Origin of the sequence: uncultured Porphyromonas sp., from assembly GCF_938039215.1 — a bacterium.
In the GTDB taxonomy this organism is placed as follows: Bacteria; Bacteroidota; Bacteroidia; order Bacteroidales; family Porphyromonadaceae; genus Porphyromonas.
This window is the reverse complement of the sequence record NZ_CALHVI010000015.1, coordinates 32,287-48,602: the sequence shown is the minus strand read 5'-3', so window position 1 is coordinate 48,602 and position 16,316 is coordinate 32,287. Positions and strand designations below refer to the sequence as shown.

At 55.7% G+C, this 16,316-nt stretch carries 10 protein-coding genes and 1 tRNA gene; 4 read left to right on the top strand and 7 right to left on the bottom strand.

The window, feature by feature from the left end; genetic code table 11:
* Positions 1 to 242: 242 nt before the first annotated feature.
* From Q0336_RS01920 to Q0336_RS01890, 7 genes are all read right to left on the bottom strand, one after another.
* A complete protein-coding gene (locus Q0336_RS01920; protein WP_298524981.1) occupies positions 243 to 1,241 on the bottom strand; it encodes a YitT family protein in 999 nt (332 codons plus the stop codon).
* A 43-nt stretch (positions 1,242 to 1,284) separates the two neighbouring features.
* Positions 1,285 to 4,083, bottom strand: a complete 2,799-nt coding sequence (leuS, locus tag Q0336_RS01915; RefSeq protein WP_298524979.1) for a leucine--tRNA ligase — start codon at positions 4,081 to 4,083, stop codon at positions 1,285 to 1,287.
* A 222-nt stretch (positions 4,084 to 4,305) separates the two neighbouring features.
* Complete coding sequence (locus tag Q0336_RS01910; RefSeq protein ID WP_298524976.1) at positions 4,306 to 6,426, bottom strand: S9 family peptidase; 2,121 nt, start codon at positions 6,424 to 6,426, stop codon at positions 4,306 to 4,308.
* A gap of 57 nt (positions 6,427 to 6,483) precedes the next feature.
* The gene (locus Q0336_RS01905) at positions 6,484 to 7,143 is read right to left on the bottom strand and encodes a WbqC family protein (protein ID WP_298524973.1); all 660 of its coding nucleotides are present in this window, start codon (positions 7,141 to 7,143) and stop codon (positions 6,484 to 6,486) included.
* 21 nt (positions 7,144 to 7,164) lie between these two features.
* Positions 7,165 to 7,830, bottom strand: a complete 666-nt coding sequence (gene lepB, locus Q0336_RS01900; protein WP_298524970.1) for a signal peptidase I — start codon at positions 7,828 to 7,830, stop codon at positions 7,165 to 7,167.
* A complete protein-coding gene (locus Q0336_RS01895) occupies positions 7,820 to 9,277 on the bottom strand; it encodes a S26 family signal peptidase (RefSeq protein ID WP_298524967.1) in 1,458 nt (485 codons plus the stop codon). Before Q0336_RS01895 ends, lepB begins: the two co-directional genes overlap by 11 nt.
* A 61-nt stretch (positions 9,278 to 9,338) precedes the next feature.
* The gene (locus tag Q0336_RS01890; protein ID WP_298524964.1) at positions 9,339 to 10,067 is read right to left on the bottom strand and encodes a dihydrodipicolinate reductase C-terminal domain-containing protein; all 729 of its coding nucleotides are present in this window, start codon (positions 10,065 to 10,067) and stop codon (positions 9,339 to 9,341) included.
* 495 nt (positions 10,068 to 10,562) lie between these two features.
* Between Q0336_RS01890 and Q0336_RS01885 the strand changes: the two genes are divergently transcribed.
* The 4 genes from Q0336_RS01885 to Q0336_RS01870 all read left to right on the top strand — a co-directional run bounded on the left by Q0336_RS01885 (position 10,563) and on the right by Q0336_RS01870 (position 16,265).
* On the top strand, positions 10,563 to 12,563 hold the full coding sequence (locus Q0336_RS01885) for a helix-hairpin-helix domain-containing protein (protein WP_298524961.1): 2,001 nt from the start codon (positions 10,563 to 10,565) through the stop codon (positions 12,561 to 12,563).
* Positions 12,564 to 12,661: 98 nt separating this feature from the next.
* Positions 12,662 to 12,735: transfer RNA gene (locus Q0336_RS01880), tRNA-Ile, on the top strand.
* 211 nt (positions 12,736 to 12,946) lie between these two features.
* Positions 12,947 to 14,413: a DUF3078 domain-containing protein gene (locus tag Q0336_RS01875; protein ID WP_298524958.1), complete on the top strand. Its 1,467-nt coding sequence runs from the start codon at positions 12,947 to 12,949 to the stop codon at positions 14,411 to 14,413.
* A gap of 169 nt (positions 14,414 to 14,582) precedes the next feature.
* Complete coding sequence (locus tag Q0336_RS01870; protein WP_298524955.1) at positions 14,583 to 16,265, top strand: AMP-binding protein; 1,683 nt, start codon at positions 14,583 to 14,585, stop codon at positions 16,263 to 16,265.
* The last annotated feature ends 51 nt before the right edge of the window (positions 16,266 to 16,316 follow it).

Genomic DNA, 16,316 nt, shown 5'->3' with positions numbered 1-16,316 from the left:
AAAACCTACTGTGGGTCGCATCGACGACCTACCGTGGGTCGTCAAGGCGACCTACCGTAGGTTTTATTTACCCCCCTCAGAAGCCCCCCACACTCATCACCTCGCTCCGACCTGCTCCACCACCCTCCTACTCAGTTAAAACTCCCCCTTCTACTAGGAGAGAAGGGGGATACAAAAGCGGAGGCCCTAGGTGCAAGCACCTAGGGTCTCCGCTTGTATTGAAAGCTTTCCTGCAGAGAGGGCTACTTGATCTTCTTGAGGCTTTCGAAGCCTTCTCCATAGACCCCCTTGACGGCACCTTGAGAGACGAAGGCCTTGGGATCAATCTCCTCGATGATGCGAGAGATCGCTACCGACTGCTGCTTGCGCACTACGACGAGAAGGACCTTCTGAGTCTGCCCCGTATAGCCACCCGTAGCATCAAGGATCGTACAGCCTCGGCGTAGGCGAGAGGTGATCGCATCATTGATCTCCTGATACTTGGAGCTGAAGATCATGAACTGGATCGACTGCTTGTTGCCACTCGTGTACCAGTCCATCGTCATCGCTAGGAGCACGACTTCGATGAAGGACATGACGAGCTTGTCGAAGGCAACCAGAGGATCGATCTTAATATCCGCTAGGTAGACATTGGCAAAATAGGAGAAGAGGACTACCGTACCATCCACAGCGACGAAGATACGCCCGAAGGACATATTGCGGTACTTGCTGATGAGTGCAACGATGACATCCGTTCCCCCAGAGCTACCATTGACCGAGAAGATAAGCCCAAGCCCGAGCCCACACATCATCGACCCGAGGATAAGGGCAAGCAGGGGCTGATCCTTGAGGATCATCAGGTGCCAGAGCTCCTCGACACGTGGGTCAGGGATAGCCGTACGTGTAGCCAGCGGGACAAAGATAGCTAGCAGGCCAATCCCTATGAGGGTCTTGATGAAGAAGTTCTTGTCAAGGAAGAGGAAAGCCACCAGCAGAAGGCTGATGTTGATGATGTTGTACGGGATGTCGACCTTGATCCCTGTGATGATGGTGATGATGTTACAGATCCCCATCAACCCCCCAGTAGTGACACGCTGAGGATAGATCAGGAAGCTAAAGCCGATCGTATAGAGTAGGACCCCAAGGAATACGATCACCAGGTCCTTCCAGAAGTACTTCGAGAGCGCTTGCTTAGAGAGCTCATTCCCGAGGTCTTTGAACTTCTGGCCGACGAAGGTCACAAGATTGAAATTCTGTGCCATTGCTGTTGATTACAAAAGTCTATTGTTGTGATTAGTGCTATTGCTATAGGACGATGTTGATGATGCGCCCTGGGACGACGATCACCTTCTTAGGAGTCTTGCCCTCGAGCCACTTCTGTGCTTCCTCTGCTTGGAGCACTGCTTCCTGAATCTCTGCAGGCGTAGCAGCGGTGGGGAACTCCATCGTGAAGCGGGTCTTACCATTGAAGCTAACGGGATACTTGACACTATCCTCGACGAGGAAGGCCTCATTGCACTCAGGCCAAGTAGCCATTACGACGGAAGAGCCTTCACCCAGAGCATGCCAGAGCTCTTCAGCTACATGAGGAGCGAAGGGAGCTAGCAAGATGACTAGGGGCTGAAGCACCTCACGCGAAGCGGTCTTGAGCGACTGAAGCTCATTGATGCAGATCATGAAGGCTGCCACAGAGGTATTGAAGGAGAACTGCTCGACATCAGCAGTGACCTTCTTGATGAGCTTGTGTAGGCTCTTGAGTTCTTCCTTTGTAGCAGGCGTATCGCTGACACGGAAGGTCCCATCCTGAGCATAGAAGAGTCCCCAGAACTTACGCAGGAAGCGGTGTACCCCGTCGATACCGTTCGTATCCCATGGCTTGCTCTGCTCGAGCGGACCAAGGAACATCTCATAGAGACGAAGCGTATCTGCCCCATATCGCTCTACGATCATATCGGGGTTGACGACATTGTACATCGACTTACTCATCTTCTCGACAGCCCAGCCACAGATGTACTTACCATCCTCGAGGACGAAGTCGGCGGTCGCATATTCGGGTCGCCAAGCCTTGAAGGCTTCGAGGTCAAGCTGATCGTTGTAGACGATATTGACATCCACATGGATAGGCGTGGTGTCGTACTGATCCTTCAGCCCAAGAGAGACGAAGGTATTGGTATCCTTGATGCGGTAGACGAAGTTCGATCGTCCCTGGATCATCCCCTGATTGACCAGCTTGCGGAAGGGTTCATCCTCTACGATGAGTCCTAGGTCGAAGAGGAACTTATTCCAGAAGCGACTATAGATCAAGTGCCCCGTAGCGTGCTCAGCACCGCCGACGTAGAGATCCACATGGCGCCAGTAGGCATTCTTCTCGGGTGCGACCAGAGCCTCACCGTTGTGAGGGTCCATATAGCGCAGATAGTAAGCGGAGCTACCTGCGAAACCAGGCATCGTGCTCAGCTCATAGGGGAAGCCCTCGGAGGTGTGCCAGTTCTCAGCACGACCTAGGGGTGGCTGTCCGTCTGCTGTGGGGAGGAACTTATCTACCTCGGGTAGGCACAGAGGGAGCTGATCATCGCTGATCGTCTGAGGCATCCCATCCTGATCGTAATAGATGGGGAAGGGTTCACCCCAGTAGCGCTGACGGCTGAAGATCGCATCACGCAGACGGTAGTTCGTGCGCACACGACCTAGGCCAGTCTCACGGACATGCGCCTTCATCTTGGCGATAGACTCCTTGACACTCAGCCCCGTGAGGAAGCCAGAGTTGATGAGGACACCAGCCTTGCTATCCTTGCTCTCTGCCCATTCTGCGGGGTCAGAAGCTTCCTCACCTTCGGGTACAACGACCTGAATGATGGGAAGGCCAAAGTGCCGTGCGAAGGCAAAGTCACGGCTATCATGTGCGGGTACAGCCATCACAGCTCCCGTGCCGTAACCTGCGAGGACATAGTCACTGATCCAGATGGGTATCGCCTCACCAGTGAGCGGGTTCTTGGCATACGATCCCGAGAAGACACCCGAGACACGCTTATCGGCCATACGGTCACGCTCGGTGCGACGGCGAGTAGCAGCAAGATACTCTTCGACCGCCTGAGCCTGCTCAGGTGTCGTCACCTCGGCTACATAGTCGCTCTCGGGGGCAAGGACCATGAAGGTCACCCCAAAGATCGTATCTGCTCGGGTGGTGAAGACCGTCAATGAGCCTTCACGCTCCTTGCCAGCTTCGTCGAGGAGCGGGAAGCGGACTTCTGCCCCTTCGCTCTTACCGATCCAGTTGCGCTGTGACTCCTTGAGCGAGTCACTCCACTCAATGGTCTCGAGGCTATCGATGAGGCGACCAGCGTAAGCCGACACACGGAGACACCACTGGAGCATCTTCTTCTGCTCAACGGGATGACCGCCACGGACGCTAACCCCATCGCTGACCTCATCGTTGGCGAGCACCGTACCCAGTGCGGCACACCAGTTCACCATCGTCTCACCGAGGTAGGCCAGACGGTAGTTCATGAGCACCTCGGCCTGCTTCTTCGCATCCCAGCTCCGCCACTCTTCGGCAGAGAAGGAGAGCTCCTGGCTCTCTGCGACATTCAGCCCAGCCGTCCCCTGCTTCTCTAGATGAGCGATCAGCTCGGAGATGGGAGCAGCCTTGCCAGCCTCATTATCATAATAGGAGTGGAAGAGGCGGATGAAGACCCACTGCGTCCACTTATAGTATTCGGGATCAGAGGTACGGATCTCACGCGACCAGTCGAAGCTAAAGCCGATACGCTCGAGCTGCTCTCGGTAGCGGCGGATGTTCTCCTCCGTAGTGACTTCGGGGTGCTGTCCCGTCTGGATGGCATACTGCTCTGCGGGCAGACCGAAGGCATCGTAGCCCATAGGATGGAGTACGTTGAAGCCACGAAGACGCTTGTAGCGAGAGAAGATATCTGAAGCGATATAGCCCAGCGGGTGCCCCACGTGTAGCCCTGCCCCAGAGGGATAGGGGAACATATCTAGGACATAGTAGGGAGGGCGGCTAGGGTCTTCGGCGACTCGGTAGACCTGCTCATCACGCCAGTACTGCTGCCAGCGCTCTTCGATAGCTCTAAAGTTATATTCCATCTATATAGGTAGTTGATCTTATCTTAATGAACACGCAAAGGTACGTTATTTAGGACAAATTAGGAGGAGTATCTTTAGCGCCCGTGGCCACCTAATTTATCCCCCTAAAGAAAACCCACTGTGGGTCGGTAAGACGACCTACCGTGGGTCGGTGAGGCGACCTACCGTAGGTTTTTTCGGCGACCTACCGTAGGTCGTCAAAGAGGCTTCTCCAGAGCCCTTCTAGAGCGGGCTCTCTGAAGGGGCTCCAACCATCCCGAGCGTCAGGAGCAGGAAGGCATATTCAAAGGCCGTATCACGGATGCCATCGTAGCGCCCCGTCGCTCCACCATGCCCCGAGTCCATATCCATACGCAGGAGCAAGAGATGATCGTCCGTCTTGAGCTGACGGAGTTTGGCCACGTACTTCGTCGGCTCATGGAAGAGTACCTGCGAATCGTTGATCCCGCCCGTCACCAGCAGGTGCGGGTAGCTCTGAGCTCGAAGGTTGTCATAGGGCGAATAGCTCAGCATATAGTGGTAGTACTCGGGGTCATTCGGATTACCCCATTCCTCATATTCGCCAGTCGTCAGAGGTAGTGACTCATCGAGCATCGTCGTGACGACATCGACGAAGGGCACCGCAGCAATCATGGCATGGAAGAGGTCGGGACGACTATTCGCCACAGCTCCGATAAGTAGGCCACCAGCGCTTCCGCCTTCGGCCGTCAATCGCTCAGCTGAGGTATAACCCTCTTGGATCAAGGTCTCCGCACAAGCGATGAAGTCGGTGAAGGTGTTCTTCTTCTTGAGGAACTTCCCATCCTCATACCACTGCTCGCCGAGATCACTCCCACCACGCACTTGAGCCTGTGCATAGACGAAGCCACGATCCACGAGGCTAAGCACCGAGACGCTGAAGTGAGCATCCAGAGTCACCCCATAGCTTCCATAGCCATAGAGCAGGGCTGGAGCCGAGCCATCACACTGGAGCCCCTTGCGATAGAGCAGGGTCATCGGGACCTTTACCCCATCCGAAGCGGTAGCCCAGAGCCGCTCGACCGTATAGTCATCGGGCGAGAAACCTCCTCCGACCTCCTGTTGCTTCAGCAGACGACTCTCCCCTCGGGTGAGGTCGTACTCATAGAGCGACGTGGGGCGGTTGGGTGATGAATAAGTATAGCGGATCGTCGTGGCCTCGTAGGATGAATTGCCCTTGAGGCTGATCGTGTAGACGGGTTCGGGGAAATGGATCTTGCTCAGTGGCTCTCCCGCATGAGAGAGGATGCGGATCTCGGTGAGCCCCTCTCGGCGCTCCTCCAGAGCTACTTGCTCCCGATAGACACCGATGCTATCTAGGCGCACATCCTCTCGATGGAGCACGAAGAGCTGCCACTGCGACGGATCACCAACTTGGTCCTTAGGGGAGACATAGACCATCCCGTTGAGGTGCTCCTTGTCCTTGTAGTAGACGAAGAACTTCTCCTTATGGCTCAGGATCGAATAGCGTACATCCTGCTTGCGGGGGAGGAAGAGCTTAGGCTCTCGGTCTTCACCCGAGGAAGAGAGGTAGTACTCTTCGCTCGTCGTGCTACTGCTCGTAGAGATGAAGATGAACTCCCGTGTCTTGGTCTCACTCACGCTACACGAGAAGCGCACATCCTGCTCCTCATAGACGAGCGTCCCCTCCGCTTCGGAAAGTCGCTGGGCAAAGATGCGTGTCGAGCGCAGGGTCTCATCAATGAGGCCGTAGTAGATCGTCTCGCTATCCTCCGCCCAAGCCAGCGAAGAGATCCCATGGAGCGTGAAGGGTAGATCGCTTCCCGTCGTGAGATCCCGAAGGTGCAGGTCGAACTCTGCGTACGACCCCGTAGTATTGCAGAAGTAGGCAGCGAGCTGATTATTCGGGCTAACCGAATAGCCTGCGAAGATATAAGCCTCACTTCCCTCAGCTAGCTGATTGACATCGAAGAGGAGTTCCCCACCCTCGATCGCTGTAGGGCAGTCCTTCCACTTGCTCTCGAAGTCTTCCTCCCGCATGCGGTAGTGAGAGGGGTATTGCTTGCCCTTCTCCGTACGGGTATAGTAATAGTAGCCCCGACGAAGCGTGGGATAGCTCTGATCATCCTCCTTCATACGCCCGACGATCTCTTGGTAGATCTGCTCCTGCAGAGGCTTCGTCGAAGCCATGACCTCCGAGGTGTACTTATTCTCAGCCTCGAGGTAGTTCATGAGACGAGGATCACCCTTGTCCTTCATATAGTAGAAGGGATCGACACGCTCTGTATCTAGATGACGAAGGTGCTCCTCCTGCACTTCTGCGGAGGGAGGTAGGGGGAAAGAGGAGGAATGAATAGGGTTCATGAATGAAGAATATACGTGGAAGCAGGCTATACAGAATAGCCCGAGCAAAGGGATTAGTTAGCCTCTGTGAGGCGTAAGACTATCCCGTAGGATGAGTAAGGATTCTGGCCCCATCTCGAAGAGGAGATCCAGGATGCTCAGCTCCTCGACGAAGCCAAAGCGATCCAGATAGAGCTGGTAGTAAGGAGGTCTCGTCAGCCCTGCGATGGGATGCTTCTTCTTAGGATGAATGGCATAGCGGAGATCGCAGGTCGTGGAGGACCCCGCCATTGGGTCAGCGAACTCCTCCGTAGCACTCCAGTTCACCTCCAGCTGGAGCTGGCGAGTGAGGACCGTAAGGAGCTCCTCATTGAAATCCCAGAGGAAGCTATAGCGTCGCTCATAGAAGGGCAGGAGCTCATCGGCATAGTACTCGAAGAAGGGACTCGCCCCATAAGCCGTGCGTAGCGCTTGGGCATGAAGATGCCGCCAAGAGCCGTGCTCAGAGATACGGACATCCCTGATCCTTGTCTTGAGACTTAGGGACTGCTCTACGGGGATGGTCAGTGCCTGCACACCGTTAGGCGAGAGTATCCGGCAGCGGTTGCGGTAGCTCTGCTTGAGATAGTGCTCCTGTGCCTCTAGACCGATCGCCTTGCCTTGGTACTCATAGAGCTTAGCGAAGTAGCTGATCGGGGGCGCATAGGCCGTGGAGAGGAGGAGATCAAAGGGCTTCATCCGTGAAGAGCATAGGGAGGGTCAGAGACCGAAGAGTACTATCCCCTCGATCGCATCAGCAGGCAAGATGCCCAGATGGCGGGAGTCGGGAGCAGCTTGGGTCTGATCTGTCAGCGCCCAATAGTAGTCTCTTCGGAAGGTATGATAGGGGTTCTTAGCTAGAGCTTTGAGCCAATGCTTCGGGTCTGTACCCTCTAGGGCTACTTCGTCGGGGGCACTGGGATAGAGCTTACTCTCCTGCAGCAGGGCAGATCGGTAGGCTACTAGATTCGTCGAAGTGATGGGATAGACCCCTCCCTCACGAGGTAGGCGTAGAGCGTAGCTTTCGGCAGGGTTGATCTCATGGCGATAGTCTCGTACCTCCTCCTCGTTGATGATGAGCCTCCCCGATCGAAGCTCTATGGAGTCACCAGGGAGCGCCACGATACGTCCCAGATGAAGGGAGGTGTCGGTATGTCCCCGAGGTGAGGTCATGCGGAAGAGGACAATATCGCCGTGCTTCGGGCTATGCGACCGTCGAGCTAGAGCCCAAGCCCCAAGGCGAAGGCTGGGAGCTTGAGCGGAGGTCATCACTCGGAAGGGTAGGAAGAAAAACAAACGTAGCACGACCACTAGGACGATCAGCCCTAGTGGCAGTGCTCCGTAGCGAACAAATGAGCTGTGTAAGATCTTCCGATTACTTATCATGGATCAGACGCATCATCCGAGACCATCGGATACCGCCCTGTAGGAAGGGGCGCTCACTATTGAGGGAGAGCCACAGGAAGGCAGGCTTCCCTACGATATGGTCTTCGGGGACGAAGCCCCAGTAGCGACTGTCGGCAGACATATCTCTATTGTCTCCGAGCATGAAGTAGTAGTCCATCGCAAAGGTATAGGTCGTGCGAGGCTGTCCGTCGATGAGGATAGTGCCGTCGGGACGAGTCTCGAGGCTATGCCCCTCGTAGTTGCGAATACAGCGATGGTAGAAGGCCAGAGCCGTAGGATGGAGACGGATAGTCATCCCCTTGCGAGGGATAAGCAGCGGGCCATAGTTATCCTTGGTCCAAGGAGTCTTGAAGTCCACAGGATAGACAAGACCCGAGGACTCAGGTGTAGCGATCTCCACCTGGATACCCTTGACATAGGACTCTTGGGAGAGACGAGCCTTCATCTCCTGAGTCAACGGGAGGTAATAGATAGCGCCATAGCCTCGATCTGCACTGACCTGAGCGAAGGTCAGCCCCGCATGCTTGAGGTAGCCCTCTACCTCGGGATTGACTCGGGGCTGGAAGCTCCTATAATCATAGAGGAGCTGGAGGTCTCGGTCGTTGATCTCTAGTTCGTCGAGGAGTTCTTGGCTGAGGGGTGTCCCGTCGGTCTGGAGGTAATAGTTGTACTGCATGCGAGCAGGATTGCTGATCGGCTTACCGTCGATGTAGACCTGCTTGTTGCGTACCTCGAAGCGCTCCCCTGGGAGACCAATACAGCGCTTGACATAGTGGTCACGGCGATCTACGGGGCGATATACCACTTCTCCGAACTGAGCTCGATCTGACCAGACGGCCTCACGACCATAGCTAGCGCAGAGCGTGTAATAGTCAGGATTAGGCATACCCAAGGCGACGGTATCGCCCGTGGGGAAATTGAAGACGACGAGGTCATTGCGCTCGACCTTGCCCAGTCCCTTGAGGCGGCGATAGCCGAAGGAAGGGTGATCGAGGTACGACTTGTGTCCGAAGGCTGTGTTGTGCGCCAGCGGGATAGCGATCGGTGTCATCGGAGCACGAGGCCCGTAGCTGAGCTTATTGACGAAGAGGTAATCCCCGATGAGGAGCGTCTTCTCTAGTGAAGACGAAGGGATGGCAAAGTTCTGGAAGAAGTAGGTGAAGATGATCGACACCGTGATGACGACGAAGATAATATCCTCCACCAGAGCACCTAGCGAGCGCACGAGTGGATTGGGATGGGTGCGTAGGTAGCGCCAGTTGATCCATCGAGTGAAATAGAAGTCGACAAGTAGAGGTAGGAGCACGAGCCACCATAGGCTTGCCCACAGAGCGAAGAGGACAAAGAGAAAGATAAATATACCCCCCTTGACCTTCCTGAGGGCTTGCTGTCGAGGCGAGAGGCCTTCGATCGGATATTGTTTCATTCGTATCTGCTTGTGATGAGTAGAGAGAAGTGATCTCTAAGCTGAGGGCTTAGACACTCGGCTAGCCGAGCTGCAGCATGTCGTCCATGGTCAGCCAGCCCTGATGCGTATGAGCGAACTCTGCCGCTAGGACTGCACCTAGGGCAAACCCCTGACGACCAAAGGCTTCGTGTGTGAGGACAATGCGATCTACCTCCGAGGTGTAGGTGACGGTATGAATCCCTGGCACTTCACCTTCTCTGTGAGCCGTGATCGGCAGGAGGTCGGCATGAGCCTCTTCGGTGAGCTCCCAGCCCTTGAGCTCGGGGCGCTCGGAGAGGATCGTCTCTGCGAGGGTGATAGCAGTACCGCTGGGCGCATCCAGCTTGTGGATGTGGTGCGTCTCATCGAGGCTCAGATGATAGTTCGGAGCTGCCTGCATGAGGGCAGCTACACGGCGATTGATCTGCAGGAAGAGGTTCACACCGATGCTGAAGTTGGAAGACCAGAAGACAGTCCCCTCGCCTGCTTCACAGCGGGCACGAAGTTCGGAGTGACGGTCTGACCAACCTGTAGTTCCCGAGACGACGGGGATCCCTCGCTCCATCGAACGAAGACAGTTGTCATAGGCCATCGCTGGAGCAGTAAATTCGATAGCGACATCCGCAGATGTGAAGCGAGGATCATCGAAGCGAGCTTCTTCGCCTCGGTCGATGGTGAGCACGATCTGATGGCCTCGTGCTTGGGCTATTTCTTCTATGACGTGCCCCATCTTGCCGTAGCCGATGAGTACGATCTTGAGTCCTTGCATTGATTCGGTCTTTGCGTGAGCTGTAGTCGGTCTAGGAGCGAGCCTAGCACAACTTGGTTATTTACACAAAGATAAAGAAAAGCTATAGACTAGGCTTGGTGCACTGGGTGCTCATCCGTCCTCTGCTCCGGAGCTCAAGAAAAAGCCTCCACGAAGCAGGCAAAAAGAAACCTACGGTAGGTCGTCAAGGCGACCCACTGTAGGTCGGTCAGACGACCTACAGTAGGTTTTAAAGGCGACCTACCGTGGGTCGCAAAATGGGTCTTCCGTGTGGAGGGAGAAGAAGGCTCGCCAAACCCTTTATTTATCGGCTAAGTCGAGGCCTTCATCACCCCTCGTTCTCAGGAGGGGAATTTGCCCCCAAAGCAGGGCTCGGGGTTGCCTCAAGTTTCACTACCTTTATATCACAAATCAGCGCACCCACCAGCCACCCTCATAGCCCTACCCTAGAGGCAGGTCTATGCGAGCGACAGAGTGCAGAGAAAACACCACCCCATGAAGAGATCTCTCCGCCTCTTCCCCCTACCCATCTTCCTGCAGATCCCCTACCCGACGAAGGGGATCTACGGGGCTTTTATACTGCTCATCCTACTCCTCTGCCCTCAGCTCCTCTGGGGACAAGCCCCCAGAGACTCCATACAGATCGAAAGTCCTTGGACTAGCTTTATCGAGAGTCAGCTACAGCTGGAGCTGATGACCGAAGACGAAGCCAAAGAAGCCCTAGCACTCTACGACGAACTGAAAGCAAACCCGCTAGACATCAATTCGGCTGGGGCGGAAGACTTACGACGCATTCCCCTCCTCTCAGACTATCAGATCTACCAGCTCCTACGCTATCGCACGGATCACAAGGCCTTCCATGAATACTCCGAACTGAAGCTCGTCCCTGGATGGAGCACCACCCTCATTCGCCTGCTACGCTCCGTGCTCACCTGTCGTCCTCCCTCAGGAGAGGATAGCAGGGTAAGTCGCTCCCTCTATGCCCAAGGGGAAGCCACCCTCTTCTATGGAAGGCGCACCCCACCCCGCAGTCCGAAGCCGATCCTTGGTCCAAGCGATGCCCTTCGCCTCGGCTGGAGCTATGCGATCCCACAGGCCCTAAGCCTCTTTGCCGCTGGAGAGAAGGACTATGGCGAGCCATGGAGCAGGAAGGGACATCGGGGCTTCGATGCTTACAGTCTCCATGCCCAACTAGAGCATCGAGGGCTAAAGCTTACACTGGGAGACTACCGAGTCTCTCGAGGCTGTGGCTTGCTCCTTGGGCAAGGAACATTTCCCCTCAATTTCCTTGCTCTTATCCCTCGCTTCGGGGATGGAGTGCGCCCCGTACGCCACATGAGCGAGAGTGACTACAGCCGAGGTCTTGCCCTCACCCTGAGCAAAGCAAGATGGCGGGCGGGGCTCTTCGTCTCCAGCCGCAAGATCGATGCCCACCGCTCGAAAGAAGGCGTACTTACGGGGCTCTCCGAGACAGGTCTCCACACCACAGAGCAGGCATGGGAGGCTCGGGGTGGAGCGAAGACACTCCTCTATGGAGGCTGGATCAGCTACCAGCTTCCCTATCTCTCCTTCGCTCTCCAAGGGCTACACCAAGACTGGGGAGGCTCCACGCTCCGCACCCCTCCAGGGAGCGGACGAAGCGCCCTGCTGCACGACCTACGAGGCTACACCGCCCTAAGCCTCTCCTACCATGGGCAAGCCTTCCGAGGGCGACTCCGCCTAAGCGGAGAAGTAGCGAGAACTTCCCTTCGGGCTTGGGCCTTCATCCATCACCTATCCTATGAGCAGGGACTATGGGGTGGGATGAGCCTCTCCCTTTGGCATCTAGCCCCAGACTACTGGAGCTACTACGGGCGAGCAGGGACACATGCGCTTCGCCCCCATAATGAGGAGGGGGGAAGGCTTCAGATCCAGCTCGCCCCTCCGCTCATCCTCGGGCCTACACGCTTCTATATCGAGGGCTATAGAAGTCCTTCACGAGACGAAGACGGACGGCACCATTCCCAAGGGATCGCCTATGGGGGCACGACCTCCCTTCGTCTAGGGGATCATTCAGAACTCGGGCTCTACTACCGAGCACGGAAGAAAGAAGGATCAGAGGGAGGCTATAGGCTAAAACTCCAGTGGAGCTACTCCGAAGGAATGTGGCAGAGCAAGTGCGCCTTCCTCTATGCCCATACGGGGAGCGCCTCGGGCTGGGCTGCCGTCGCTTCGCTCCGCTGGAAGGCTTCGGAGCATCTGCGTCTGGACTTCTTAGCGGACTATTTCGATAGCCCCTCTTGGGCAAGTCGGCTCTATGTCCAGCACCCGAAGCTCCGAGGAGAATACGGCTCATCGCTCCTCTACGGACGAGGGCTGGAGCTGGCGATGAGTGTGCGCTACAGCCCCACACGACACTGGATGCTGGAGGGACGCATCGAGCGAGAGGCACAGCATGGGGGGCTTCGTCCCTCTCGTACTCTAGGGGCTTTAGCGCTGGTCTATCGCTTCTGGTAGCACCCCATACTATTTGGCTGATAAGCTGATTATCTCTACCTTTGCCGAGCGAAAAGTATACCGCACAAAGTTGAGTAAGACTTCGGTCAAGACTCACTGGTCCTATAGCTCAGTCGGTTAGAGCACCTGACTCATAATCAGGGAGTCCTTGGTTCAAGCCCAAGTGGGACCACCGAAGAGGAAGCCCCTCAGACAGCGTAGGCTACAAGCAGATTCGTTGCTTGTAGCCTACGCTTTTATATACCCTCGATGGAGGTCGGTATGGGCGGTGTCTTCTGCTGGTCTTCACTCGAAAGATTTGGAGGGCTTCGCACCTTGTCGGTATTCCCTAGGCTTGTACTACCTTTGTAAGGCTCGAAGATGAGCCACAACGCTACAAGACAATGTTTATACGACGATCTCTATCCCGTCTATCCTTAGTCGCATGGGCGCTGACCACCCTCAGCCTATCTGCCCAGAATGTGGAGCCTACGAAGGAGGACTTCGTGCGCCAAGCCTCTCGACTAGACAGCTTGCTCGCCGAAGGGACGGAGTATTATATCCCCACCCCTATCTCAAGCCCAAGCCTCTTGGAGCTGAAGGCTCAGGCTCCCAGTCACTCCCTACAGCTACTTGACTTCTACCGTCTAGGGGGCCAAGACTCATACAATCCCACACGCTCGGCTCTTCTCCCCGCCCTACTCATACCTAGAGGGGAGAGAAGAAGCACTTGGAGGATCTCCCGAGGGAAGGGGCTTCGTATCGTCGTCCCACCCAACGAATATCTCCAGTTCGGCAAGCCACAGCCTTGGGATCGTCTGCCCCTTGACTGCAAGGGGCTATTGAGCTCGGTCTACCCTGCTAGCCAGCAGCTGCTTGCCTATCTGGGTCAAGGAGACTATGATGGACGGAGCAAGCAGGGACTGCGTCGCCCCGAGACACTTGCCCTAGCTCGTCCTAGTGGAGGCTCCGTAGAGCGAGCCCTCACCCACTATACCCAAGAGAGCAAGCCACAAGGCCTTCAGCTCCCACAAGATCGGAACTATGAGGCCCTGAAGCAACGTCACTGGATCCCCTCACTAGAGAGCAGCATCCAGTTCTCACAGAACCGAGTCTCAGACAACTGGTATAAGGGTGGTGCCTCCAACCTCAACCTCTACATGCGCAACTACTTCGGTCTACGCTATGTCACCGAGCGAGTCGTTTGGAACAATGAGATCGAGAGCCGCCTCAGCGTCTACAACGCAGAGAAGGACTCCGTCCATCGCTACCGTATCGCAGATGACCTCCTCCGCTTCGGCACCAACTACGGGATACGCGCTTGGAACAAGGTCTACTACACCCTCGATGCAGAGCTTCGCACCCAGTTCCTACAATCCTACAAGGAGAATAAGACCAGCGTACAGTCCGACTTCCTCGCACCTTATACGGTGAACGTGGGGTTAGGGATGAAGTTCGACTACTCGATGACCTCTACCAAGGTCTACGGACGAGCCTTCAACTTCTCGATCAACATGGCACCTATCTCCTACACCTACCGAGCAACGACGAAGAAGCACATCGATCTAGCTCGACACGGGCTCAGCGAGGATATGCTCTGGTATCAGCGTATCGGTTCGACTGTCCGTGCTAATTGGCAGTGGAAGATGAATATGAATATCACCTGGACGTCACGCTTCTACTTCAACACCTCCTACCAGCATGTCGAAGCCGAATGGGAGAACACACTAGACATGGCGCTGACACGCTTCTTCTCCACCCGCCTCAATCTTCAGCTCCGCTACGACGATGCCGTACGTCCTGCCCCAGAATGGAACAAGCATCTCCAGTACAACGAGCTCTTGAGCTTCGGCTTCAACTACCGACTCTGACCTCTCCTCCCATCAGATATACTCTTCGCTTGCCCTCCCCGTGGTTCACACTTGAATGCACAGGGAGGGCAAGTCACATTTGCGCACTATCCCAAGAAGTGTGCAGAGTGAGCGAAAAGCCCTATCTTTGCGCATAATTATCACAGGAACAGGAACTCTCTTATACATAATGATCGCAAAGAACTTAATCTCACTCTTTGAAGATAGCTTTAAGCAACACTGGGCTCTGCCCGCCATGACAAACTACGAAGGTCGCTCCTACACCTATGGGGAGATGGCCGAAGCCATCGACCAGTGGCACCTCTTCTTCGCTAGCCAAGGACTACAGCACGGCGACAAGGTCGCCTTGATGGGCAAGGATACCGCCGAGTGGGCGATCTTCTTCCTCGCTGTCATCACCTATGGAGCGGTCATCGTGCCCGTACTTCAGGACTTCCCGCCCGCCGATGCGATGCAGATCATCGACCATTCAGAGTCCAAGATCCTTGGGATCAACCCCAATCTATGGGAGGGGATGACCCCAGCAGGCATCCCTCAGGTAGCCACCATCCTCGACTTCCAAGAAGGTCACATCCTCCATGCCTCTGCAGGTACCGCCGAAGTAGAAGCACAGCTCCAGCAAGCTAAGGCGGATCATCATGCACGTTTCCCCCAAGGGATGCGCCCCGAGGATGTCTCCTACTACCAGACCCCGAACGAGGAGCTTATGGTCCTCAACTACACTTCGGGTACGACGGGCTTCAGCAAGGGGGTCATGCTCTCGGGGAACAACTTCGCAGGCAACCTCACCTTCTGCATGGAGCGCAAGATCATCAAGTCCAGCGAGACACTCCTCTGCTTCCTCCCCATGGCTCATGTATATAGCTGCATGATCAATCTCTTCCTCGCCATGGCCACGGGGACGCATGTCGTGATCCTCGGGAAGGTCCCTTCACCCAAGATCCTCGGAGTCGCCTTCAAGAAGGTACGCCCCACAGTCGTCATCTCCGTCCCCCTCGTCCTTGAGAAGATCTACCAGAACACCCTACAGCCCATCCTCAAGAGCAGCAAGGTACGCTTCATGCTTGCCATCCCTGGTATCCGTGAGATCGTATACCGCAAGATCCGCAAGCAGCTTACCGAAGGGCTTGGCGGAGCCTTCCGTCAGGTGATCGTCGGTGGTGCTGCACTCAACCCCGAGGTAGGAGCCTTCCTCAAGCGCATTGGCTTCCCCATCACCGTCGGCTATGGGATGACCGAGTGCGCTCCGCTCATCTCCTACGTCGATGCCCGAGACTGGCGCTTACGCTCCTGCGGTCAGGTGCTTCATCCCTATATGGAGGCACGCATCGCTCCCCTTGAGCAGCACGAAGGCTCTGAGGGCACTCACTCTGAAGAGATCGGCGAGATCCAAGTACGAGGCGAGAATGTCTGCATGGGATACTACAAGAACCCTGAGCAAACCAAGGCGCTCTTCACCGAGGATGGCTGGCTACGCACAGGCGACCTAGGGACGATGGACAAGGATCACTTCCTCTACATCCGTGGGCGCTCGAAGGCCATGCTCCTAGGTGGAAATGGTCAGAACATCTACCCCGAAGAGATCGAGGCGAAGATCGGGATGCTCCCCTACATACAGGAGAGCCTCGTCCTGATGCGCCAAGGTAAGCTAGAGGCGATCATCGTGCCCAACCTCCAGCTCATCGAGCAGAATGGGCTCTCTCTGGAGGAAGCTTGGCAAGAGATCCAAGCCCAGCGCTCCGTCCTCAACGAGCAGGTAGGTAGCTACGAGAAGATCCAGCGCTTCGAGCTTCGCACCGAGCCCTTTGAGAAGACCCCGAAGCAGAGCATACGTCGCTACCTATATAAGTAGTAGGAGGACTCTTTTCTCTTTATCGGAGGTCTATCGTATCTTTACGCACCT